Origin of the sequence: Streptomyces sp. HUAS ZL42, from assembly GCF_040782645.1 — a bacterium.
Classification (GTDB): domain Bacteria; phylum Actinomycetota; class Actinomycetes; order Streptomycetales; family Streptomycetaceae; genus Streptomyces.
On record NZ_CP160403.1, the window covers coordinates 3,272,148 to 3,293,219 of the forward strand.

The following is a 21,072-nucleotide window of genomic DNA, read 5'->3' on the forward strand; positions in this document are numbered from 1 at the left end:
GACTGCGCGTACGGTCACGCGTACGGTCACGCCACCGCGGTCGCCGCGCGCGTGGTCGACGCGATCGTGGCCGAGCCCACCACGCGCGTGCCGTCGTACAGCACGATCGCCTGGCCGGGCGCCACGCCCCGGACCGGCTGCGCGAACGTGACCTCCAGGGAGCCGTCGACCGGTTCGGCGGTCACCTCGGTCTCGCCGCCGTGGGCGCGGAGCTGGGCCGTGTAGGTGCCGGGGCCGGTCGGGGGGGCGCCGCACCAGCGAGGCTTGACGGCCGTCAGCCCCGTCACGTCCAGGGCGGCGGCCGGGCCGACCGTCACCGTGTTGTCGACCGGCGAGATGTCGAGGACGTAGCGCGGCTTGCCGTCGGCGGCCGGGGTGCCGATCCTGAGCCCCTTGCGCTGGCCGATGGTGAAGCCGTACGCGCCCTCGTGCGTGCCGAGCCTGTTGCCGGCCTCGTCGACGATGTCGCCCTCGGCCTTGCCGAGACGGGACGCGAGGAAGCCCTGGGTGTCGCCGTCCGCGATGAAGCAGATGTCGTGCGAGTCGGGCTTCCTGGCCACCGCCAGGCCCCGGCGCTCGGCCTCCGCGCGGATCTCGTCCTTGGTGGTGACGGTGTCGCCGAGCGGGAACATCGCGTGCGCGAGCTGCTTCTCGTCGAGCACTCCGAGGACGTACGACTGGTCCTTGGCCATGTCGGAGGCGCGGTGCAGTTCGCGGCTGCCGTCCGCACGCACGACCACCTGGGCGTAGTGACCGGTGCAGACCGCGTCGAAGCCCAGCGCCAGCGCCTTGTCGAGGAGGGCGGCGAACTTGATCTTCTCGTTGCAGCGCAGGCACGGGTTCGGGGTGCGGCCGGCCTCGTACTCGGCGATGAAGTCCTCGACCACGTCCTCTCGGAAGCGGTCGGCGAGGTCCCACACGTAGAACGGGATGCCGATGACGTCTGCGGCGCGGCGGGCGTCGCGCGAGTCCTCGATGGTGCAACAGCCCCGGGCGCCCGTGCGGAACGACTGCGGGTTCGCGGAGAGCGCGAGGTGGACGCCGGTCACGTCGTGGCCGGCTTCAGCGGCGCGGGCCGCGGCGACGGCGGAGTCGACCCCGCCGGACATGGCGGCGAGGACGCGGAGGGGGCGGGGGCGCTGCGGAGTGTCAGTCATAACACCTCAAGAGTACGGGTCGGCGGGAACCCCGGCCCGCGTGTATCCGTTGGCGGTCACATGGGGGAACGAAGGACTCCGAAGGACGGCGACCGGCGGATCGGGCGGCGTGCGCTGCTGGTGGGCGGGGCCGTGGCCGCCGTCGGTACGGCAGCGCTCGCGCGCGAGGAGCTGGCGCACCTGTGGTGGCGGTTGCCGGGTGTGGAGAAGTCGCGCGTAGAGGGGGCGGTCGACTACCGGGGTGCGCAGTGGGTGTCGGCCTCGTCGGCCAACTTCCGGTGGGCGGACCGGCCCGCCGACTACTCGATAGACATGGTGGTCGTCCATGTCACCCAGGGCGGCTTCGCCAGCGCGGTCAAGGCCTTCCAGGACCCGGGCCACCGTGCCGCGGCCCACTACATCGTGCGCAAGGACGGGCGGATCACCCAGATGATCCGCGAGCTGGACGTGGCGTTCCACGCGGGCAACCGGGAGTACAACGAGCGCAGCATCGGCATCGAGCACGAGGGCTTCGTGGAGAAGGCGTCGTCCTTCACCGACGCGATGTACGCGTCCTCCGCGCGGCTGACGGCGGGGATCTGTGCGCGCTACGGCATACCCGTCGACCGGGAGCACATCATCGGCCACGTGGAGGTGCCGGGGACGGACCACACCGACCCCGGGAAGTACTGGGACTGGGACCGGTACATGCGGCTGGTGCGGCAGGCCCGCACCACCTCCGCATGACGGAGTAACGCACATCACATGTCTTGCACGTTGTGAGCGGCCTGCGCAAGTAATGTGTCCGATGCGTCCCACACCCCGGACGTGACCTGCAGCACGTCAACTTGGCTTTGACTCAAGGGAGTTGGCGGGCCGCACCCACTCACGGCACGCGCACAGCCTCCCCGGCTCGCTCCTGATTCCGCCTCAGTCTTCACATAGCCCTTAGGTCAAACATCCACGCCCATGACTCACTCCACAGAGCCCACTTCGGGATCCGGTCGACACAGCAAGGGCGCCCACGCGCGAAGCGGTCAGCGCAAGGACGAGCACTCCAAGGAGAGCAGGGGCCGGGGCGGCAAGGGCGTCCACCGGCGGAAGTTCCTCGGCGGCATGGCGGGGGCAGGTCTCGCCGCCGTGGGAGCGGCAGGAGCGGCGTTCTCTCTGCTGCCCGACGCGGGCCGGAACAAGGCCGGCGCCGCGACCAACACCGCGACCCTGTCCGTCCCGGACCTCCTGGAGGGGACCACCTCCGACGGCACGACCACGTTCACGCTCGAGGCGCAGACCGGCTCCGCGGAGGTGATCAGCGGCGTCACCAGCACCACGGCGGGCTACAACCAGTCGTTCCTCGGACCCACCATGAAGTGGACCAAGGGCGACACGGTCCTGCTGAACATCACCAACAGCCTCGGTGAGGACACCACGGTCCACTTCCACGGCGCCCACGTCCCGCCCAAGATGGACGGCGGGCCGCAGGTCGCGTTCGCCGACGGTGAGACCTGGTCGCCGACCTTCGAGGTCCTCGACGAGGCGATGACGCTCTGGTACCACCCGCACGCCCTCGGGACCACGGCGAAGCAGGCCGTGCACGGCCTGGCCGGCCTGATCATCGTCGAGGACGACGACACGACCAGTGCGGCGCTGCCCAGCGACTACGGCACCGACGACATTCCGCTGATCTTCCAGTGCCTGGCCGTCGACGACTCCGGCGACATCAAGTACGACCTGAGCGGCTACCTCGGCGGCAACCTCAACTTCCCGCTGCTGGTCAACGGAACGAACGTCGACGACACGACGCTCACCTTCAGCGCCACCAGGACCCGGACCCGGTTCCGGCTGCTCAACGCGTCGCCCTCGGACATAATCACCATCCAGCGCAGCGACGGCGGCACGATGACCCAGGTCGCCACCGACCAGGGCTATCTGGCCGAGGCCGCCGACGTGACGGAGATCCGGCTGGTGGCGGGTGCCCGGGCCGAGATGGTCATGGACCTCTCCGCGGACGTCACCCTCCAGGCGGTCGTCACCACCGGCTGGGTCCGCGGCGGCAGCGGTACGTACGACTTCCTCACCGTCACCGCGAGCGGCACCGACACCCCGGACGACCTGCCCGGTTCACTCCGGACGATCGACCGCTACGACACCAGCGACTTCACCGCACGCACCATCACGCTCGGCCAGAGTGGGCTGAACATGACCATCAACGGCTCGGTCGGCACGACCATGGACGCGATGGCCATGATCAGTACGACGCTCGGCGCCAAGGAGATCTGGACGATCACCAACGCCACGCAGCTGGAACACTCCTTCCATCTGCACGACGTGCCCTATCAGCTCATCGAGATCAACGGCGCGGAACCGACCGGCGTCGAACTGGGCTGGTACGACACGTACGAGGTGGTCGGCGGCGGCTCGATCAAGATCGCGATGGAGTTCACCGACTTCACCGACGACACGTACATGTACATGCTCCACTGCCATCTCCTGCAGCACGAGGACGAAGGCATGATGGCCTCCCTCATGGTGACGGAGAGTTAGCCCGCGGTCAGGAGAGCGCTGCCGCCAGCAGGGCGACCGCCGGCGGCAGCCCCTGCCCCAGAGCACCGCGCCACAGGCGGGGGAAGGAAGCGGCGAAAACGAGCGCGGAGACGATCAGGAACGCGCAGAGGTAGATGACCAGGGTGCGGCCGGCCGTGGTGCTGCCGCCCTGGAGGGCGATCACACCGGCGACGAGACCGAGGCCGAGCAGGATGTTGTAGACGGCGACTCCCGAGCGCCACAGGGTGACTTCGGGCGCGTCCGCCGTGGACGTGGTGAGCAGGACGCGGACCGCGGGACGGTCGTAGAAGAAGCGCTCCAGCGTGCCGACGACGATGTGGGTCACGGCCGCGATCAGGGCGAAGACCTGCGAGACGAGGTTCACGGAGCGGAGTGTCCGCCCGGGTACGGACGTCGGCAAGAGCGTGCGCGGCCTCCCGTGCCCCCCTTATTACGTCAGACCCGCCGCCCTGGCCCGCTCCACCGCCGGGCCGATGGCCTTGGCGACCGCCTCCACGTCGGCCTCCGTGGAGGTGTGGCCGAGGGAGAAACGGAGCGTGCCACGGGCAAGGTCGGGGTCGGTGCCGGTGGCGAGCAGGACATGGCTGGGCTGTGCGACCCCGGCGGTGCAGGCGGAGCCGGTGGAGCACTCGATGCCCTGGGCGTCGAGCAGGAGGAGGAGGGAGTCCCCCTCGCAGCCGGGGAAGGTGAAGTGGGCGTTCGCCGGGAGGCGGCCCTCAGGGGACGGATCGCCGCCGAGGATCGCGTCGGGCACCGCCGTACGGACCGCTTCCACCAGGCTGTCGCGCAGGGCGCCGATCTCCCGGGTGAACCACTCGCGCTGCTCGGCGGCCAGGCGTCCGGCTACCGCGAAGGACGCGATCGCGGGGACGTCGAGAGTGCCGGAGCGGACGTGGCGCTCCTGGCCGCCACCGTGCAGGACGGGTACGGGGGTGTACTCGCGGCCGAGGACCAGGGCGCCGATGCCGTACGGCCCGCCGATCTTGTGGCCGGAGACCGTCATCGCGGCGAGCCCGGAGGCGGCGAAGTCGATGGGGACCTGGCCGAAGGCCTGGACGGCGTCGGCGTGCAGAGGGACGTCGAACTCCCCTGCGGCGTCGGCGAGTTCACGGATCGGCATCACCGTGCCGATCTCGTTGTTCGCCCACATGACCGTGGCCAGGGCGACGTCGTGGGGGTTGCGGGCGACGGCCTCGCGAAGGGCCTCGGGGTGGACCCGTCCGTACGGGTCGACCGGGAGGTACTCGATCGTGGCGCCCTCGTGTTCGCCGAGCCAGTGCACCGCGTCGAGGACCGCGTGGTGCTCGACGGGGCTGGCGAGGACTCGGGTGCGGGCCGGGTCGGCGTCGCGGCGGGACCAGTACAGGCCCTTGACGGCGAGGTTGTCGGCCTCGGTGCCGCCGGAGGTGAAGACGACCTCGCTCGGGCGGGCGCGAAGCGCTTCGGCGAGGGTTTCGCGGGACTCCTCGACCGTGCGGCGGGCCTGGCGGCCGGATGCGTGGAGGGAGGAGGCGTTGCCCGTGATGCTCAGCTGGGCGGTGAGTGCCTCTGCCGCCTCCGGGAGCATCGGGGTTGTCGCGGCGTGGTCGAGGTATGCCATGGTGACGCCGATTCTACGGCGCGCTGTTTTTGGGCCTCGTGTCAAGGTCGGCCTGGGGTGCGGCGAGGTCTCGCGCCTTGCCTGGGCTGCACCTGGCGTCGTTGGCGGCGCACCCTGCGCTGCAGGCCGTGCCCGCCCTCCCCCGCTCTCGGCTTCGCTCGAGCCGGGGGACCCCCACCGCCCTGCGGAACGACTGCCCACGGCGGTAGCGGACCGGCTGCCGACAGGCGGTACCACCGCCGTGAAAAGGTCCCCCTCAGAAGCTCCACGAGATCGTGCTGTCCGCCTGCATGAATGCCGCCAGGACCAGGAGGTCCGCCACGCCCAGGCCGAGGCCGAGGTAGGCGCGGCCGCGGCGGGTCGTGCCGCGCCAGAGGGCCACCGAGGCCAGGGCGATGGCGATCGGGCCGAGGAAGACGTTGAGGACGAGGAGGCCCAGGAGGCCCAGGATGAAGGACGCCACGGCCATGCCGTCGGCGTCGCGGGTACCGGTGGGGCGCGTTGCCGGTGCGGTGAGTTGCATGGTCGGTCAGCTCCCGAGGAGTCAGTGGTTCCGGATGTGACGCCGGCGGCCGTGGCGCTCCCGGAGCGCGAAGATGCCGAGCCAGGCGGCGATGACGGTGGCCGCGACGAGGGTGAACGTGAACGGCGCGTGGGCGACGGTGCCCATCACGACACCGAGCAGCAGGAGCGCTGCGACAAGGAACAGCATGGGATCGAATCCCCCTCCGAGAACAGTTGTTCACTGACTATCGAGTCTAGCGCGCCGTACGCCTTTTCAATTCCAGAGAACAGTTGTTAACTGCATGGCATGAGTCACACCCTCGGCATCCGGCAGGCCCAGAAGCAGAAGACCCGGCAGGCCCTCCTGGACGCGGCGCTGCGACTGCTGGAGGAGCAGAGCCTGAGCAGTCTGGGCCTGCGCGAGGTCACCCGCGCGGTCGGCGTCGCCCCGACGGCCTTCTACCGGCACTTCCGTTCCACTGCGGATCTGGGCGTCGCCCTCGTGGAGGAGGCGCTGGGCAGCCTGCACCCGATGATCCGGGACACCGTGAGCGCGGCCGAGACCAGTGAGGAACGCATCACGCGTGCCGTGCAGTTGATCGCCCGTCATGTGGAGAGCCACCCCGCGCACGTCCGGTTCATCGCCCGCGAGCGCCACGGCGGGGTGCAGTCGGTGCGGGCGGCCATCCGGGACCAACTGGCCCGGTTCGCCGAGGAGGTGAGGGACGAGCTGGCCAAGGACACGGAGGCGCAGGGCTGGAGCGACGACGACCTGCTCATGCTCGCCCACCTCTACGTCGACCAGATGCTCATCACGGCCTCGCTGTTCCTGGAGGCCCTGGAGGCGCCGGAGGAGGAGCGGGAGCGCGTGGCGCAGCTCGCGACCCGCCAGATGCGGCTCATCACCGTCGGCCGCCGGCACTGGCTGGACTGAGCGCGGGCAGCCGGGCGGCACACAGGGGCGGCACCCCCGGTGAACGGGGGTGCCGCCCCTGTCGTACGACGTCCGAGGTCAGCTCTTGGTCGCCGATGCCGTCGCCTGCTGGGTCGGGGCGCCGCTGGGCGCCGCACCGCCGGCGCCACCGCCCCCGCCCGGGCCGCCACAGCCGCCTCCCTGACCGCCTCCCTGACCGCCGCCGGGGCCGCCCTGACCGCCCTGCCCACCGCCGGGGCCCCCGCTGGGCGCACCGCTCGGCGCCCCGGACGGCCGGGCGGTCCCGTCGGCGGCGGGAGCGCCCGACGGGGCACCGCTTTCCATTCCCGACGGAGCACCGCTCGGCGCTCCGGACGGTGCCTGACAGGCCTGCTGCTGCCCGGAGTTGCCGCTGCCGGAGGACGACGAGTCGCCCGAGCCGCAGGCCACCAGGGCCAGAGGCGAGAGCGCCAGCAGGGCCACCGCCGGGATGACACGCACACGCTTCATGAGAAACAACTCCAGGGAAGATGAGGGAGTCCTGAGGCGTGCACTCAACCAACGGCGTTTAGGCCTTCCTTGAGACCGCTCTGTCCGCTGCCTGTCAATCAGGTAAAGCGGAGCTACAGAGAACGCTCTGAACAGGGATTACTGCTCCGGCCCCGCACCTGCCCGCTGGTACAAGGCCGTGACAGAAGCGGCCGCCGCGCGCAGTTCCTCACGCACCTCGGGCGGCGAGAGGACCTCCACCCGGTCGGTGAACGCGAGCAGTTGACGGGCTTCGCGGACGACGCCGTACGACAGTCGAGCGGTCACCCACTCGCTCCGGCCGTCGTCGTCGGGGAGTTCGGCCAGCTGCGAGGCGTTCAGGCGCAGGAACATGTCGAGCCGGTCCCGCCTGACGCGGACGGTGACGTCGAGTCCGCCGGGGCGTTCCTCGACCTGGCGGCGCAGCACCTCCCAGGCGTCGGCGAGTTCGACCCCGGGCCGCCGGCGCACCGCGTCGTCGAGGACCTCGGCCGAGTGCACCCGGTCGGCGCGGAAGAGCTGCGGTTTCGCCCGCCGGTCGGCGACCAGGTACCAGACGCCCGCCTTGGAGACGAGGCCGTACGGGTCGACGGTGTAGGTGCTCGGCTCCCGATCGCCGCTGTGCCGGTAGCGCAGTCGCAGCCGGCGGTCGGCGAAGACCGCGTCCTGGAGCGCCTCCAGGTCCACGGCGGGCCGCGGGCCGCCCTTCCAGCGGGTGGCGTCGACCAGTACGCGGCGGCTGGTCACCTCGGCGGCCGGCCGGTGCGGGGCGGGCAGCGCGGCCATCACCTTGCGCAGCGCGGAGCCGAGCGCGGCGTCCAGGCCGAGCGCGGCGTGCGCGCCCTGCGCGGCCAGGACGAACAGCGCGCGCGACTCGTCGGCGGTCAGTCCCGTGACGTCCGTACGGAAGCCGGCGAGCAGTTCGATACCGCCGTACCGCCCGCGCTCGGCGTACACGGGCACACCGGAGGCGGACAGCGCCTCGATGTCGCGGTAGATGGTGCGCACCGACACCTCGAGCCGCTCGGCGAGTTCGTGCGCGGGGACGCGGCCGCGGGTCTGCAGGAGCAGCAGGATCGAGAGCAGGCGGTCGGACTTCACGGCCCCAGGATCCCGCCCTGCACGGCCTCGGGCAAATGTTGACGGAAGCTGTCAGGTTATGCGGCGAATCTCTGAGCACCGATCCGAACAGAGAGGCCCGTTATGAACGCCGTCGACCCCCGACCGCTGTATGCCCGTGCCACCGAACAGGCGGCCGCGCTGATCAAGACCGTACGGCCCGAGCAGCTGAACGACCCGACGCCTTGTGCCGAGTTCGACGTCCGCCTGCTGCTCAGCCACATGGTCGGCGGCACCCTCCGTATCGCGGTGGTCGGCGAGGGCGGCGACGGGCTCGCCGTGCGGCCGTTCGCGGACGAGGTCGAGGACGACGCCTGGACGGGTGCGTACGACGAGGTCAGGACACGGGCGTTGAAGGCATGGGAGACCGACGCCAGGATGGAGTCACCGGTCCGGGTGCCGTGGGGCGAGGTGCCGGGGCGGGCCGCGCTCTCCGGCTATGTCATGGAGATCGTCACCCACACCTGGGATCTCTCCGAGGCGCTCGGACACCCGCTCGAACTCGACCCCGAACTCGCCGAGTTCGCGCTCGCCACCGCCCGCCGCGTCCTGCCGGACGAGCAGCGCGACGCGAACACGCCCTTCTTCTCGGCGCTGCCCGCTGCCGAAGGGACGGACACGTATGGCGAGTTGGCGGCCTGGCTCGGCCGGAAACCCCTCAGCCGAGCCTGACCCTCGCCAGCTGGCGGGACTGGGCGACCAGGCGGTCACTGCTGTCCCAGACCTCGGCGTCCTCCTCCAGGAAGCCGCCGGCGAGGTTGCGTGTGGTGATGGAGACCCTGAGCGGGCCCGGTGCCGGGCGGCAGCGGATGTGGACGGTGAGTTCGACGGTCGGCACCCAGCCGGTCAGGCCGAGTTCGAAGGCGGTGGGCGGCAGGGCGTCCACCGCGAGGAGGAGCGAGAGGGGGTCGGGGTCGCGGCCGTCGGCCAGCCCGAACCACGCCCGCATCTCCCCCTTGCCGGAGGGCTGCCCGAGCGCCCAGCCCAGGGTGGCCGGGTCGAGCTTGAGCATCAGGCGGTCGGTGATGGCCGAGCTGCCGTCGACGGGGGCCGGTCCGTCCTCGGGTCCGAAGCAGTGGTCCATGGGCGGGAAGGCGGGCGGCTTCGCGGTCGTACGGACGTCGTCCGGCAGGGAGTCCAGGTCGCCGAACGAGGCGAGGACGCGGATCCGCTCGATCTCCTCGCCGTGCTCGTCGTACTGGAAGAGCGAGGCCTGTCCGGTGGAGAGGTTCCGCCCGGTGCGCGCCACGTCCGTGCGGACGACCGCCGGGCCCGGCTGGGAGGCCGTCAGGTAGTGGGCGGAGATCGTGAACGGGTCGCCGTGCGGCAGGGCGTCCGCGAGCGCGCGGCCCAGGACGGCCAGCAGGTAGCCGCCGTTGACCGCGCTGATGATCGTCCAGCCGGCCGAGAGGTCGATGCCGTAGACACCGGGGGCGCGCCGGGTGACCGCTGTGTCCCGGTCGAACTCGCTGTCGCCGATCGTGGCCCGTGTGGCCGCTGCGGAAGCTGCTTCTGGCATGCCTGAACGGTACAACAAGTAACTACTAAGCGGTAGCTTTTCTTCTCTGGCGGCTGCGCGAAGCAGGCCGGCCACCCTGGGTGAGGGTCCGGCAATTTCTCGGTAAGTGTCCGAACTCGTCCGTAACCAGGGGCCCCGGATTCCCCTCTGTAGGGGCATGAGCCTCACCGGGACTCCGTTCCTCTACACCCTGATCGTGCTGTCCGTGGTCGCCGTCGCGCTGCCGCTGCTGCTGTGGTCGCGACTGCGCGGGCACAGAGCCCTGCGGGCCGTGGCCCGGCTGCTGATGCTGCTGTTCGCGCAGGGCACGGCCGTGGCCCTGGTGTTCGTGATGGTCAACAACGCCAACAACCTGTACGACAACTGGTCCGACCTGCTCGGCACCAAGAGCCACGTCGCACAGGCCGCCGACCTCGGCCCGAACGGCACCGGCGACATAGCCCTGGAGCGGCTGCCCAAGGTCAGACAGACGTTCAAGGAGGCTTCCGGTCCGTCCATGCGCGCGGCCGGCGGCGTCCGCGTCACCCAGCTCAAGGGCCGGGTGTCGGGCGTGAACGCCGAGGTCTACGTCTGGCTGCCGCCCCAGTACGACCAGCCCGCCTACCGGCACCACAGGTTCCCCGTCGTCGAGGTGCTGCCCGGCTACCCGGGCTCGGCGAAGGCGTGGTTCGGGGCGCTGCACGCCCACGAGCAGCTGCTGCCGCTGATGCGCAGCGGTCAGGTCGCACCCTTCATCCTGGTCGCCCCCCGCACCACCCTGCTGCCAGGCGTGGACACCGGCTGCGCCAACATCGCGGGCACGGTCAACGCCGACAGCTGGCTGAGCGTCGACGTGCCGAAGATGGTCATGGACAACTTCCGGGCCGAACCGGCGCCCAAGGGCTGGGCCGTGGCCGGGTACTCGGCCGGAGCGCACTGCGCCACCAAGCTGGCCGTGGCCCACCCCGACCGCTACCGCGCCTCGGTCAGCCTCTCCGGCTACAACGACCCGATCGGCGAACGCAATTCGCTCGCAGCCGAGACACCCGCGCTGCGCGCCGCGAACAACCCCTATGTGCTGCTGAAGAAGGCACCCACTCCGCCGGCCGTCGCCCTCTACCTCTCCGGCCAGCCCCGGGACGGCTATGAGGCGGCCCTCGCCCTGCGACAGGCCGCGAAGGCGCCGACGACCGTACACGTGGTCTACATCCCGAGGAGTGCGGGCGGGCACACCATGGCGCTGTGGCGGCCGCAGGTGGTTCCCGCGTTCCGCTGGCTCACCGAGGAGATGGGCCGGCACCACGTCGGCAAGCGCGGCTCTACTCCTCGCGCACCGTCGAACGACGATTCCACGCACGCGGCGCTCGCCAGTGGAACCGCATCGCGAGAAGGCGCAGGACGAAAGCCGTGAGGGCGGCGAAGCCGCCGGCCAGCGGGGTCAGGGCGGCGTAGCGGATACAGAGCACCACCATCGTGGCGCCGACCATCGCCGGGACCGCGTACAGATCGCGGTCCCAGCGCAGCAGTGACGGTACCTCGTTGGCCAGGACGTCGCGCAGCACTCCCCCGCCCACGGCGGTCCCGAGGCCGAGGGCGGCGGAGGCGGTGAGACCGAGGCCGTGGTCGTACGCCTTCGTCGTCCCGGTGACGCAGAACAGGCCGAGCCCCGCCGCGTCGAAGACGTTCACGCCTTTCTGGATGCGCTCCACCTGCGGATGGAGGAAGCAGACCAGCAGGGCGGCGAGCAGAGGGGTGAGGAAGTATCCCAGGTCCGTGAAGGCCGCGGGTGGCACCGCCCCGATGACCACGTCCCGGAACAGCCCGCCGCCCAGCGCCGTGACCTCGGCGAGCATGGCGATGCCGAAGACGTCGAAGTTCTTGCGGACGGCCAGCAGGGCTCCGGAGATGGCGAACACGAAGATGCCGACGAGGTCGAGCGTGTGCTGGACCGAAGGGGTGAAGAGTTGCTGGACCACCCTTACATTCTTACCCATGAAACAGCCCCCGCCTTACATAGCAAGGCGGGGGCCGCGATCGGGTCTACTTCTCCTTGGTGGGAGTCTCGCCGTTGGAAGCCGTGGGATCCTCGGGAACGTCGGGAACCTCGGGAACCTCGGGAACCTTTGACGCCGCCTCCTTCGCGGCGGTCAGCAGAACGGTGTCCTGCGGAGCCTGGTCCTCGAAGTTCTCCGGGTGGTGGCAGGCGACCCGCTGACCGGGCTTCAGCTCGACCAGCTGCGGCTCGGTGGTCCTGCAGATCTGCGTCGCCTTCCAGCACCGGGTGTGGAACCGGCAGCCGCTCGGCGGGGAGATCGGCGAGGGCACATCGCCCTTGAGCAGGATGCGCTCGCTCTTGGCGCCCCGGCGCTTGGGGTCCGGCACCGGTACCGCCGACATCAGTGCCTTGGTGTACGGGTGCATCGGGGCCTCGTACAGCAAGGTGCGGTCGGCGAGCTCGACGATCTTGCCGAGATACATCACCGCGATGCGGTCGGAGACATGGCGTACGACGGACAGGTCGTGCGCGATGATCACGTATGTCAGGCCGAGCTCCTGCTGGAGGTCGTCCATCAGGTTGACGACCTGTGCCTGGATCGACACGTCGAGCGCGGAGACCGGCTCGTCTGCGACGACCAGCTTCGGCTTCAGGGCGAGCGCACGGGCGATGCCGATGCGCTGACGCTGACCGCCGGAGAACTCGTGCGGGTAGCGGTTGTAGTGCTCGGGACTCAGACCCACCAGCTCCAGAAGGCGCTGGACCTCCTTCTTCACCCCGCCCTCGGGCTCGACGCCCTGGAGCCGGAACGGCGCCGAGACGATTCCGCCGATGGTGTGCCGCGGGTTCAGCGAGCCGTACGGATCCTGGAAGATCATCTGGATGTCCCGCCGCAGCGGGCGCAACGCGGCCGTGTTCAGCCGTGTGATGTCCTGGCCGTCGAAGTGAATGGTGCCGCCGGTCGGGTCCTGGAGCCGGGTGATGACCCGCCCCATGGTGGACTTGCCGCAGCCCGACTCGCCGACCACGCCCAGGGTCTCGCCCCTGCGCACCTCGAAGTCGATGCCGTCGACCGCCTTGACCGCGCCGACCTGACGCTGCAGCACGCCCTTGCGAATGGGGAAGTGCTTCTGCAGGCCCTCGACCTTGAGCAGCACCTCGCGGTCCTGGGAAGGCGGCGCCTGCTGCGGAACCGAGGGCGTCGCGTCCGTTTTCTTCGTCTCACTCACAGCTTCGGCGCAATCTCTTCGGTCCAGATCCGCGTGCGGTCCTCCGCCGAGAGGTGGCAGGCGGACCAGTGCCCGCCGGGGACCAGCTCCAGCTCGGGGCGCACGGTGCGGGTGACGTTCCCCCTGGGCACGTCCGCGTACGGGCAGCGGGGGTGGAAGGCGCAGCCCGAGGGGACGTTGATGAGGCTCGGCGGCTGGCCCTTGACCGGGGTGAGCCGCTCGGAGGTCTCACGGTCGATACGCGGCATCGAGCCGAGCAGGCCCCAGGTGTACGGGTGCTGCGGCTTCTCGAAGACCTCGTCGACCGGGCCGCGCTCCACGCACCGGCCGCCGTACATCACCAGGACGTCGTCCGCGATCTCGGCAACCACGCCGAGATCGTGGGTGATGAGGATGACCGCGGAGCCGAACTCCTTCTGCAGATCCCGGATGAGGTCGAGGATCTGCGCCTGGACGGTCACGTCGAGGGCGGTCGTCGGCTCGTCGGCGATGAGCAGCTCGGGGTTGTTGACCAGAGCCATGGCGATCATCGCGCGCTGGCGCATACCGCCGGAGAACTCGTGCGGGTAGCCGTCGACGCGCTTGGCGGGCTCGGGGATGCCGACCCGGTCGAGCATCTCGATGGCCCGCTTGCGCGCGACCTTCTTGCTGACGTCGTGGTGGACCCGGTACGCCTCGACGATCTGGTCGCCGACCTTGTAGTAGGGGTGCATCGCGGACAGCGGGTCCTGGAAGATCATCGCCATCTCGCGGCCACGCAGCCGGCGCACCTCCTCCGGATCGGCGGAGACCAGCTCCTTGCCGTCGAGCCAGATCTCGCCGGACATCCGGACGTTCTTGCCGCTCGCGCCGAGCCGGTGCAGGCCCATGATGGCCAGCGAGGTGACGGACTTGCCGGAGCCCGACTCGCCCACGATGCAGAGGGTCTTGCCCTTCTCCACCTCGAAGCTGAGCCCGTCGACGGACCTGACCAGGCCGTCGTCGGTGGGGAAGTGCACCTTGAGGTCACGGACCGCGAGGAAGGCGTCGGGCGCGTTCGCGGGCGAGCTCGTGGGCTCGCCCACGGCGGCACCGGTCTTGGAGAGTTCGGTCACGAGAGCCTCACGCGCGGGTCGGCGGCGGCGTACAGCAGGTCCACCAGGAGATTTGCGATCACGACGAAGAAGGCGGCGAGCAGGGTGACGCCGAGGATCGGGGGCAGGTCGTTGTCGGTAATGCCCTTCACCGCGTACTCACCGACGCCGTGCAGCGAGAACACCGTCTCGGTGATCACGGCACCGCCGAGCAGCAGGCCGAGGTCCATGCCGAACACGGTGATGATCGGCGTCAGCGCGGCCCTGAGGCCGTGCCGGGCGACCACCCTGCGCTCGCGCAGGCCCTTGGCCCGGGCCGTGCGGATGAAGTCCTCGTTCATCGTCTCCAGCATGCCCGAACGGGTCAGCCGCGCGTAGATGGCGGAGTACAGCAGGGCGAGTGTGCACCAGGCCGGGAAGAGGGTGTTGGCCCACTGCGCCGGGTTCTCGGTGAACGGGACGTAGGTGCGGCCGAAGATCGGCCACTGGTAGGTGAACAGCAGGATCGCCAGGCTGCCGGTGAAGAACATGGGCAGCGAGACACCGGCGAGCGCGACACCCATGAAGGTGCGGTCGAAGAACGAGCGCGGCTTCAGGGCGGAGATCACACCGACCACCACACCGGACACCAGCCACAGGATGGCGGCACCGAGGGCCAGCGAACCCGTCACCGGGAGGCGGGAGGTCAGCTGCGGCCAGACCGCCTCGTGGGTCTTGAAGGAGTAGCCGAAGCACGGCGCGTCGCAGTGCGCGGTCGTGGGACCCAGGTTGTAGGTGGCGCCGGCCACGATCCCCTTGATGAAGTGCCAGTACTGGATGTACACGGGCTCGTCGAGACCGAGGTTGTGCTTGACCGCTGCGATGTCGGCCTTCGTCGGGCTCTTGCCGATGTACTGCTGCGCGAGCTGGTCGGCCGTCTGGCCTGCGAGCCGTGGCAGCAGGAAGAAGATGGCGAAGGTGACCGCAGTGACGACCAGCAGCAGGATCAATGCCGCGAACGTCCGGCGGAGGATGTACGAGATCACGGGGACCGGCGCTGGTGCCCGCGGGCCGCGAAGCCCGCGGGCACCAATGCCTTCACCTGCCTTCCGGGGCTACTTCTTGGTCGTGCCGATGTTGAGGTAGTCGTACTGCCCGCTCCAGGCCGCCGAGGAGACCATGTTGGTGAACGTCGTCGGGCGGTACAGCAGGACCTTGAAGTAGGTCAGCGGAACGAGGGCAGCCTCGTCCATCACCTTCTTGTCGATCTGTGTGTACAGGGCGTCGCGGGCGGACTTGTCCTCGGTCGCGATCGCCTTCTCCAGGTTCGCGTTGACCTCGGGGTTGTTCAGCTGCGACAGGTTGGTGTTGCCGGACGCGCCGATGGCGTCACCGTGCAGGATCTGCTGCAGGAAGCCGTAGCCGGACGGCCAGTCGGCACCCCACTGCATCATCATCAGACCGATGTTCTGCTTCTTGTCGAACTCCGGCACACCCGCGTAGTCGGTGAAGTACTTGCCCGACGGGTACTGCTTCAGCGTGGCGTTGATGCCGGCCGCCTTCAGCGAGTTGATGATCGCGGTGGCCGCGTCGATCTCCTGCGGACGGTCGCTGCGCGCGGAGATGTTCGTGCTGATCGACGTCTTGCCGCAGGCCTTCAGCTGCTCCTTGGCCTTGGCCACGTCGCCCTTGTTGCCGTCGGTGGCGTACACGTCCGCCTTCTCGTAGCCGGGGATGTCCGGCGGGAGGACGGTGGTGGCGATGTCACCGCGGATCGGGCCGCCCTCGGCGGTCTGCACGGAGACCTTGTCGATGGCGTACTCGACGGCCTTGCGGCAGGCGACGTTGTCGAACGGCGCGAGCTTGGTGTTGATCGCCATGTAGACGAGACGGCCACCGTAGGTGTTGTCGGTGTTGGCCTTCTTGTCGGCGTCGTTGACGACCTGCGCCTGGGTCGAGGCCTGGACACCCGTACCGCCCAGGTCGATCGCGTCACCGGCCTGGACGTCCTTGTCGATGGTCTCCGCGTTGACCTTGAGGTTGACCACGATCTTGTCCGGGTACTGCTTGCGCAGCGGGTCGGTGCTCGCGTCCCAGTTCTCGTTGCGGACGAGGACGGCCTGCTTGCCCTCGTCGTAGCTCTGGAACTTGTAGGAGCCCGAGGACACGATGCTCTTGACGTAGTCGATGCCCTTGTCCTTGGCCTGGGGCACCGGAGCCGTCTGCGGCGTCGCGACCAGGTAGTCGAACTCCTGGAAGGCGCGGTTGAGCTTGAAGACGATCGTGGTGTCGTCCGGCGTCTCGATGGACGCCAGGCCGCCGGCGCTCTTGTCCTTGTAGGGGCCCTTGTACTTGTCGCCGCCCGCGAGGAACTGCTGGAAGTAGTTCGGGCCGAGGGAGAGGACGTCGCGCGCGAAGTTGGAGCGCTCGACGGCGTACTTGACGTCCTTCGACGTGATCGGCGTGCCGTCCTGGTACTTCAGGCCCGTACGCAGCTTGTACGTCCAGGTCTTGCCTCCGTCGCCCGGCACACCCGGGCTCGCGGCGAGGTCCGGGACCAGCTCGTTGCCCTTCTCGCCCGGGGCGGGCTTGAAGGTCATGAGCGGACGCGCGTAGAGACGGCTGAAGTTGTACATGTACGCGTAGTACGTGTTGCCGGGGTCGAAGGAGTCCGGCACGTCGGACAGCTCGTAGGTGACCGTGCCCCCCTTCGCGGTGGAGGCGTTGACAACGTCCTTGGTCGCTGCGTTGGCCCCAGCCGACTTCGTCCCGTTGTCAGTGTTGTCATCGGCCTTGCTGCATGCCGCGAGCAGCAGGCTCGCACTGCCGATGGCCGCAACCGCGGCCAGCGCTGACCTTCGCATGATGGTCTGCTTCCCCTTCACTGTTGGAAACCTGTTGGACTCTCGTCGCGGCGCCGCAGGTCAGCGGCTGCGCGGGTCGAGAGCATCACGGAGACCGTCGCCGAGCAGATTGAATGCCAGAACGGTCACGAAGATGGCAAGACCGGGCACGATCATGTACTGGGGATCGACCTGGTAGTAGTCGACCGCCTGATTGAGCATGCCGCCCCACGAAGCCTGCGGGGGCTGGATGCCGACGCCGAGGAAGCTGAGGCTCGCCTCGAAGAGGATGTTGGTCGGGATGAGCAGCGTCGAGTAGACGATGATCGGGCCGACCAGGTTCGGGAGCAGCTCCCGGAAGAGGATGTACGGCCCCTTGGCACCCATGCCCCGTGAGGCGTCGACGAACTCGCGCTCCCGCAGGGCGAGGGTCTGCCCCCGGACGATACGTCCCAGGTAGGGCCAGTTGAAGAAGCCGATGACGAAGATCAGCACGCTGATGTGGAGCGGCAGGCCTTCCAGGCCGAAGGCACCGCCCTGGAGCGTGGCGGAGATGGCGATGGCGAACAGCAGGAGGGGGAAGGCGAGGAAGGTGTCCATCAGCCGGCTGATGATCGTGTCGACCCGCCCGCCGTAGTAACCGGCCACCACACCGAGGACCGCGCCGATCGTGTTGGACAGGATCGTCGCGCCGAACGCGACGACCAGCGAGACCCAGGAACCCTCCAGGATGCGGGTGGCGATGTCGCGCCCGAACTTCGGCTCGACACCGAGCGGGTGGTCCCAGCTCATGCCGCCGAAACCGCCCTTGGGCAGGGAGGTGTTGGGGTCGATGAGGTCCTGGTGGAAGGCGTTGGGGTCGAGGCCGAAGACCGCCTGGATGGGGCGCGAGAGGATCGCGATCAGTATCAGCAGGATCACGACGACCCCACCCGCGACGGCCACCCTGTCCTTCTTGAAACGGGACCAGGCGATCTGCCCCAGGGAACGGCCCTCGATCTGCCCCTTCGCGACGCCGGTGAGCACAGCCTCCGGCTGCGCCTCGGCTGCCGCTCCGGTGGTCTCGATCGGTGCGGTCACAGTGACCCGACCCCTCTCGCCGGTGGTGACCGGCCTTTGTCCGCCGCTGTCGGCGGCTTCGTTCGCTTACCTACTACGCGGCCTGCGCCGATGGTGCGGCCCAACTGTCCAATTGATCCTTTTGATGCCGATCGGCACTCGTTCAGAGGATCGATGACCTCGCGTCTGAGAGGCGAGTCTTCAACGCGCTCACGATCACACGCCAGGTCTGGCAGAGAAAGTATGCGCAACCGTGATGCCGACCTGGGCATTCCGTTATCCGAACGCAACGCTTCGCCCTGCGGACGCGCCTGACCCACCGGTCACTCCGCCGCGCATCAGCGGGTGACAGGCGTCACATCATGACCACATGGCTCAGTAGGCCCCAGGAGGACCCGGATAGCCGTACCCGGCCGCCGGTGCCTGGGCGGGGGCGGGGGCATGGGCCTCGCGGTCGTAGAAGGGGCGGGCGTTGGCCCGCATCCACAGCACGACCGGGTCGTAGTCGTCGGACATCGCGACCGTCGACACGGGCAGACCGTCCGGGACCGCGCCGATGGACTGCTGCATCATCGAGCGCACCGAGTCGACGGCGGTCGGCGAGGTGTCGTACACGTCCAGGCCGATGGCGAGGTACGGCGCGCCGAGCGCCGGCTGCACCCAGGCGCGGCGCAGCCCGCGGACCGCCGGGGTGCGGTGGGCGTTCTGCGCGAGCAGGGCGTAGAACTGGGGGATCTCGATACCGGGTTCCGAGAGACGCAGGGGGCCTGCCGGCTGGCGGTCCAGGCCCGTCGCGATGCGGCGCAGGTCGAGCCAGGGGATGCCGACGCCGCCACCCGGGGCGTGCGGGTTCAGCCAGAGGCCGTAGTGGTCCGGGTACAGGGTGCGGGCGACGTCGACTCCGTCGACCACCTCGTACGAGCGGTTCCAGCCGCTGGCGGAGAGCTCCTGGGCGGAGGTGACACAGGGGGCGTAACCGTAGCCGTCGACCTCCATGTTCCCGTACTGGGCGTCCGGGGAGCCGGCCTGGCCGTGCCAGAGAAGCATCCAGACCTGGCCGGAGGACGGCGTCGCGAGCGCGCGCAGCAGCGCCTCGTAGGCGTCGTAGCGCCCGGGCGTCACCTGGCGCAGCATGTGCTCGACCTGCCCGGTCGCGGCAGTGCCGCTTGCGCTCACCTTTAACCGCCCTTCAGATGTCCTGGCCCCCGGATATGAAACCAGCTTAGGTTGCTCCACCCGCAACAGGCGCCCAAGAGCTCGGGCGTTGTCGAGGGTTGGCGAGTGCGGGCGAAGTCGCTAGTAATCCCTCGTATAGAAGGGGCGTACCTGCTCCCGCATCCAGTCCGCCACCGGATCTCCCTGGGCCACGTCGAGCAGGACCAGGTTGACCGGCCACTTCACCGCTGTCCCGGCCAGGGCCCGGGACAGCGCCTCCATGGGAACGGTGCGGAGGTCGCCCTCCCACTGGGACACCTCCACGCCTATGAACAGGACCGGGTCGGCCGTCTCGACGGCGGCCAGGCAGCGGCGGGCCGTGAGGACGACGCCCGTTTCGGCGAACTCGGCCGAAGCCGCGGCGAGGAAGTCGACCGGGTCGTCCTGCCAGTCGGGCTCGAAGAGGCGGACGCGGCCGCCGCCGGCGGGGCCGTCCAGCGGGGTGCGGCCCACGCGGCACAGTTCCGCCACGGCGGGCGGCGGGAGCGGGATGCCGACCACGCCGTCCGGGTTCAGGGCAATGCCCACCTGCGGGGGCAGACCGCGGGCGAACTCCACGGCGGGCGCGACGGTGTACGACATGTGGGAGCCGACGACGTGCCGGAACTGCTCCTCGGAGCTGAAGACGGGGACGTACGCCTGCCCTTCGATCTCCAGCGTGGGCAGGTCGAGGGGACCGCTGTGCGGGCCGCCGCCGTTGGGCAGCGGCACCCACACGAAGCTGCGGCCGAGCACCTCGACGATCCGGCCGCCGGCCGTCGGGATGCCGACGGAGGCGGAGAGCACCTCCTCCAACTCGTTGCCGGGCCACCCGCCGTGCGGATGGGGGTGCGCCTGTATCGGGAAGTCCGCGGGAAGGTCCGCCGGGAAGTCCATTTCTCTACCGCCTGCTGGGAACCACTGCTGTGGCTGGAAAGGCTAACCGGTACGGGCCCGTGGGGACTCCGCCCGCGTCACCAACCTGGTCCGGTGAGCACACCTGGCCCGCACCTAGCCCGTGAAGCCGATCCTGCGCAGTGTGTCCGCTGCCTGCCGGTCCAGGAGGACCGCCGAGCCGCAGCCCTGTGGCAGGTCGCCCTTCTCCACGGAGCGCAGCAGGTGGCCGGCCGCGGTGCGGTGGCGCAGGAAGGCGTAGCGCGAGACGCCGCGGCCGCGCTCTCGCTGGCCCTCGAGTGCGGTGTCCGGGGCGACGTCGAGGAGGAGCAGGTGCAGGGTGCCGCCGCGGCGGCGGGCCGCGCGGGAGAGCCAGCCGCGCACCCAGGCCTGCGTGCCGCAGTCGTGCACGACGACGCCGTCGCCCGTGCGCAGGGCGCGGCGCAGTCCGGCGTAGTGCGCGAGGCGGACGAGGGGACGGTAGAGCGCGTACGGCAGGAAGCGGGGCATGCGGGCGTCCCAGCGGTCGCGGGTGTCCTGGGAGTCGATGCGTGTTCCCTTCACCGTCCGCTTCATGAGCGTGGACTTGCCGCTCCCGGGCAGTCCGGTGATCACGACCAGGTCGTGGGGACCGAAGAGCAGGGCGTGCGGGCTGCGGCCGGAGCGCTCGCGCAGGTCGCGGACCACGGGTGCGGGGAGCGGGCCGCACCCCTCGAGGGCCGGGGCCGTGGGCTGCTTGGGCAGCGCCATGCCCGAGGTCGTCGCGTACACCGTGGTCCTGTTCACCGTCATCGTCCTCCCCTGAGGTCGGGTAAGTACCTTCCCCACCGAGCGTAAAGAGAAGGTAATGGCAGATGTCTCGCGTTTTCGTGCGCGTACCGCCACAGGCTGGTTACAGATGCGGCCTGCCGCAATCGGTGCCGGGCGTGCAATGATGTCGGC

At 69.7% G+C, this 21,072-nt stretch carries 22 protein-coding genes; 5 read left to right on the forward strand and 17 right to left on the reverse strand.

Going from position 1 to position 21,072, the window contains the following annotated elements; all coding sequences use genetic code 11:
- Positions 1-26: 26 nt before the first annotated feature.
- Complete coding sequence (gene mnmA / locus ABZO29_RS14895; protein WP_367320661.1) at positions 27-1,157, reverse strand: tRNA 2-thiouridine(34) synthase MnmA; 1,131 nt, start codon at positions 1,155-1,157, stop codon at positions 27-29.
- Positions 1,158-1,217: 60 nt separating this feature from the next.
- On the opposite strand from mnmA, the gene ABZO29_RS14900 reads away from it, so the two are divergent.
- Together ABZO29_RS14900 and ABZO29_RS14905 are read left to right on the forward strand one after the other, a co-directional pair.
- Positions 1,218-1,883 carry an N-acetylmuramoyl-L-alanine amidase gene (locus ABZO29_RS14900; RefSeq protein ID WP_367320662.1) on the forward strand — a complete coding sequence of 222 codons (666 nt, stop codon included), beginning with the start codon at positions 1,218-1,220 and terminating at the stop codon, positions 1,881-1,883.
- A 222-nt stretch (positions 1,884-2,105) separates the two neighbouring features.
- Entirely contained in the window at positions 2,106-3,680 is a 1,575-nt protein-coding gene (locus tag ABZO29_RS14905) for a multicopper oxidase family protein (protein ID WP_367320663.1), read from the forward strand.
- 7 nt (positions 3,681-3,687) lie between these two features.
- Here the strand turns inward: ABZO29_RS14905 and ABZO29_RS14910 are convergent, their stop codons facing one another.
- From ABZO29_RS14910 to ABZO29_RS14925, 4 genes are all read right to left on the reverse strand, one after another.
- Positions 3,688-4,065, reverse strand: coding sequence for a DUF1304 domain-containing protein (locus tag ABZO29_RS14910; RefSeq protein WP_367320664.1), 378 nt, complete (start codon positions 4,063-4,065; stop codon positions 3,688-3,690).
- 66 nt (positions 4,066-4,131) lie between these two features.
- Positions 4,132-5,301: a cysteine desulfurase family protein gene (locus tag ABZO29_RS14915; protein WP_367320665.1), complete on the reverse strand. Its 1,170-nt coding sequence runs from the start codon at positions 5,299-5,301 to the stop codon at positions 4,132-4,134.
- Positions 5,302-5,557: 256 nt separating this feature from the next.
- The gene (locus ABZO29_RS14920; RefSeq protein ID WP_367320666.1) at positions 5,558-5,824 is read right to left on the reverse strand and encodes a DUF4190 domain-containing protein; all 267 of its coding nucleotides are present in this window, start codon (positions 5,822-5,824) and stop codon (positions 5,558-5,560) included.
- A gap of 21 nt (positions 5,825-5,845) precedes the next feature.
- Positions 5,846-6,013: a hypothetical protein gene (locus ABZO29_RS14925; RefSeq protein ID WP_367320667.1), complete on the reverse strand. Its 168-nt coding sequence runs from the start codon at positions 6,011-6,013 to the stop codon at positions 5,846-5,848.
- Between the two features lie 99 nt (positions 6,014-6,112).
- Between ABZO29_RS14925 and ABZO29_RS14930 the strand changes: the two genes are divergently transcribed.
- Positions 6,113-6,739, forward strand: coding sequence for a TetR family transcriptional regulator (locus tag ABZO29_RS14930; RefSeq protein WP_367320668.1), 627 nt, complete (start codon positions 6,113-6,115; stop codon positions 6,737-6,739).
- A gap of 78 nt (positions 6,740-6,817) precedes the next feature.
- On the opposite strand, the gene ABZO29_RS14935 is transcribed toward ABZO29_RS14930, so the two are convergent.
- Together ABZO29_RS14935 and ABZO29_RS14940 are read right to left on the reverse strand one after the other, a co-directional pair.
- Positions 6,818-7,228: a hypothetical protein gene (locus ABZO29_RS14935; RefSeq protein ID WP_367320669.1), complete on the reverse strand. Its 411-nt coding sequence runs from the start codon at positions 7,226-7,228 to the stop codon at positions 6,818-6,820.
- Between the two features lie 138 nt (positions 7,229-7,366).
- The gene (locus tag ABZO29_RS14940; protein WP_367320670.1) at positions 7,367-8,347 is read right to left on the reverse strand and encodes a helix-turn-helix transcriptional regulator; all 981 of its coding nucleotides are present in this window, start codon (positions 8,345-8,347) and stop codon (positions 7,367-7,369) included.
- Between the two features lie 102 nt (positions 8,348-8,449).
- On the opposite strand from ABZO29_RS14940, the gene ABZO29_RS14945 reads away from it, so the two are divergent.
- On the forward strand, positions 8,450-9,037 hold the full coding sequence (locus tag ABZO29_RS14945) for a TIGR03086 family metal-binding protein (protein WP_367320671.1): 588 nt from the start codon (positions 8,450-8,452) through the stop codon (positions 9,035-9,037).
- Here the strand turns inward: ABZO29_RS14945 and ABZO29_RS14950 are convergent.
- Complete coding sequence (locus tag ABZO29_RS14950) at positions 9,024-9,884, reverse strand: thioesterase family protein (protein ID WP_367320672.1); 861 nt, start codon at positions 9,882-9,884, stop codon at positions 9,024-9,026. The two genes, ABZO29_RS14945 and ABZO29_RS14950, sit on opposite strands and share 14 nt — an antisense overlap.
- A gap of 157 nt (positions 9,885-10,041) precedes the next feature.
- On the opposite strand from ABZO29_RS14950, the gene ABZO29_RS14955 reads away from it, so the two are divergent.
- Positions 10,042-11,274: an alpha/beta hydrolase gene (locus tag ABZO29_RS14955; RefSeq protein WP_367320673.1), complete on the forward strand. Its 1,233-nt coding sequence runs from the start codon at positions 10,042-10,044 to the stop codon at positions 11,272-11,274.
- On the opposite strand, the gene ABZO29_RS14960 is transcribed toward ABZO29_RS14955, so the two are convergent.
- The 9 genes from ABZO29_RS14960 to ABZO29_RS15000 all read right to left on the reverse strand — a co-directional run bounded on the left by ABZO29_RS14960 (position 11,183) and on the right by ABZO29_RS15000 (position 20,922).
- Positions 11,183-11,839 (reverse strand): trimeric intracellular cation channel family protein, encoded by a 657-nt coding sequence (locus tag ABZO29_RS14960; RefSeq protein WP_367326143.1) that lies wholly within the window; start codon positions 11,837-11,839, stop codon positions 11,183-11,185. The two genes, ABZO29_RS14955 and ABZO29_RS14960, sit on opposite strands and share 92 nt — an antisense overlap.
- 64 nt (positions 11,840-11,903) lie before the next feature.
- A complete protein-coding gene (locus ABZO29_RS14965) occupies positions 11,904-13,088 on the reverse strand; it encodes an ABC transporter ATP-binding protein (protein WP_367320674.1) in 1,185 nt (394 codons plus the stop codon).
- Positions 13,085-14,182 (reverse strand): ABC transporter ATP-binding protein, encoded by a 1,098-nt coding sequence (locus tag ABZO29_RS14970; RefSeq protein WP_367320675.1) that lies wholly within the window; start codon positions 14,180-14,182, stop codon positions 13,085-13,087. Before ABZO29_RS14970 ends, ABZO29_RS14965 begins: the two co-directional genes overlap by 4 nt.
- Positions 14,179-15,186: an ABC transporter permease gene (locus tag ABZO29_RS14975; RefSeq protein ID WP_367320676.1), complete on the reverse strand. Its 1,008-nt coding sequence runs from the start codon at positions 15,184-15,186 to the stop codon at positions 14,179-14,181. Before ABZO29_RS14975 ends, ABZO29_RS14970 begins: the two co-directional genes overlap by 4 nt.
- A gap of 69 nt (positions 15,187-15,255) precedes the next feature.
- Positions 15,256-17,004 carry an ABC transporter substrate-binding protein gene (locus ABZO29_RS14980; protein ID WP_367320677.1) on the reverse strand — a complete coding sequence of 583 codons (1,749 nt, stop codon included), beginning with the start codon at positions 17,002-17,004 and terminating at the stop codon, positions 15,256-15,258.
- A 60-nt stretch (positions 17,005-17,064) separates the two neighbouring features.
- Positions 17,065-18,063 (reverse strand): ABC transporter permease, encoded by a 999-nt coding sequence (locus tag ABZO29_RS14985; RefSeq protein WP_367320678.1) that lies wholly within the window; start codon positions 18,061-18,063, stop codon positions 17,065-17,067.
- A gap of 354 nt (positions 18,064-18,417) precedes the next feature.
- Positions 18,418-19,218, reverse strand: coding sequence for an enhanced serine sensitivity protein SseB C-terminal domain-containing protein (locus ABZO29_RS14990; protein WP_367320679.1), 801 nt, complete (start codon positions 19,216-19,218; stop codon positions 18,418-18,420).
- A 120-nt stretch (positions 19,219-19,338) separates the two neighbouring features.
- On the reverse strand, positions 19,339-20,133 hold the full coding sequence (locus ABZO29_RS14995; protein ID WP_367320680.1) for an enhanced serine sensitivity protein SseB: 795 nt from the start codon (positions 20,131-20,133) through the stop codon (positions 19,339-19,341).
- Between the two features lie 114 nt (positions 20,134-20,247).
- Entirely contained in the window at positions 20,248-20,922 is a 675-nt protein-coding gene (locus ABZO29_RS15000) for an AAA family ATPase (RefSeq protein ID WP_367320681.1), read from the reverse strand.
- Positions 20,923-21,072 lie beyond the last annotated feature (150 nt).

What these genes read in the sequence shown, in the direction of transcription:
- mnmA (WP_367320661.1), bottom strand. Translation starts at nt 1,157, where the DNA reads ATGACTGACACTCCGCAGCGCCCCCGCCCCCTCCGCGTCCTCGCCGCC.
- ABZO29_RS14900 (WP_367320662.1), top strand. Translation starts at nt 1,218, where the DNA reads ATGGGGGAACGAAGGACTCCGAAGGACGGCGACCGGCGGATCGGGCGG.
- ABZO29_RS14905 (WP_367320663.1), top strand. Translation starts at nt 2,106, where the DNA reads ATGACTCACTCCACAGAGCCCACTTCGGGATCCGGTCGACACAGCAAG.
- ABZO29_RS14915 (WP_367320665.1), bottom strand. Translation starts at nt 5,301, where the DNA reads ATGGCATACCTCGACCACGCCGCGACAACCCCGATGCTCCCGGAGGCG.
- ABZO29_RS14920 (WP_367320666.1), bottom strand. Translation starts at nt 5,824, where the DNA reads ATGCAACTCACCGCACCGGCAACGCGCCCCACCGGTACCCGCGACGCC.
- ABZO29_RS14925 (WP_367320667.1), bottom strand. Translation starts at nt 6,013, where the DNA reads ATGCTGTTCCTTGTCGCAGCGCTCCTGCTGCTCGGTGTCGTGATGGGC.
- ABZO29_RS14930 (WP_367320668.1), top strand. Translation starts at nt 6,113, where the DNA reads ATGAGTCACACCCTCGGCATCCGGCAGGCCCAGAAGCAGAAGACCCGG.
- ABZO29_RS14935 (WP_367320669.1), bottom strand. Translation starts at nt 7,228, where the DNA reads ATGAAGCGTGTGCGTGTCATCCCGGCGGTGGCCCTGCTGGCGCTCTCG.
- ABZO29_RS14945 (WP_367320671.1), top strand. Translation starts at nt 8,450, where the DNA reads ATGAACGCCGTCGACCCCCGACCGCTGTATGCCCGTGCCACCGAACAG.
- ABZO29_RS14950 (WP_367320672.1), bottom strand. Translation starts at nt 9,884, where the DNA reads ATGCCAGAAGCAGCTTCCGCAGCGGCCACACGGGCCACGATCGGCGAC.
- ABZO29_RS14955 (WP_367320673.1), top strand. Translation starts at nt 10,042, where the DNA reads ATGAGCCTCACCGGGACTCCGTTCCTCTACACCCTGATCGTGCTGTCC.
- ABZO29_RS14980 (WP_367320677.1), bottom strand. Translation starts at nt 17,004, where the DNA reads ATGCGAAGGTCAGCGCTGGCCGCGGTTGCGGCCATCGGCAGTGCGAGC.
- ABZO29_RS14995 (WP_367320680.1), bottom strand. Translation starts at nt 20,133, where the DNA reads ATGGACTTCCCGGCGGACCTTCCCGCGGACTTCCCGATACAGGCGCAC.
- ABZO29_RS15000 (WP_367320681.1), bottom strand. Translation starts at nt 20,922, where the DNA reads ATGACGGTGAACAGGACCACGGTGTACGCGACGACCTCGGGCATGGCG.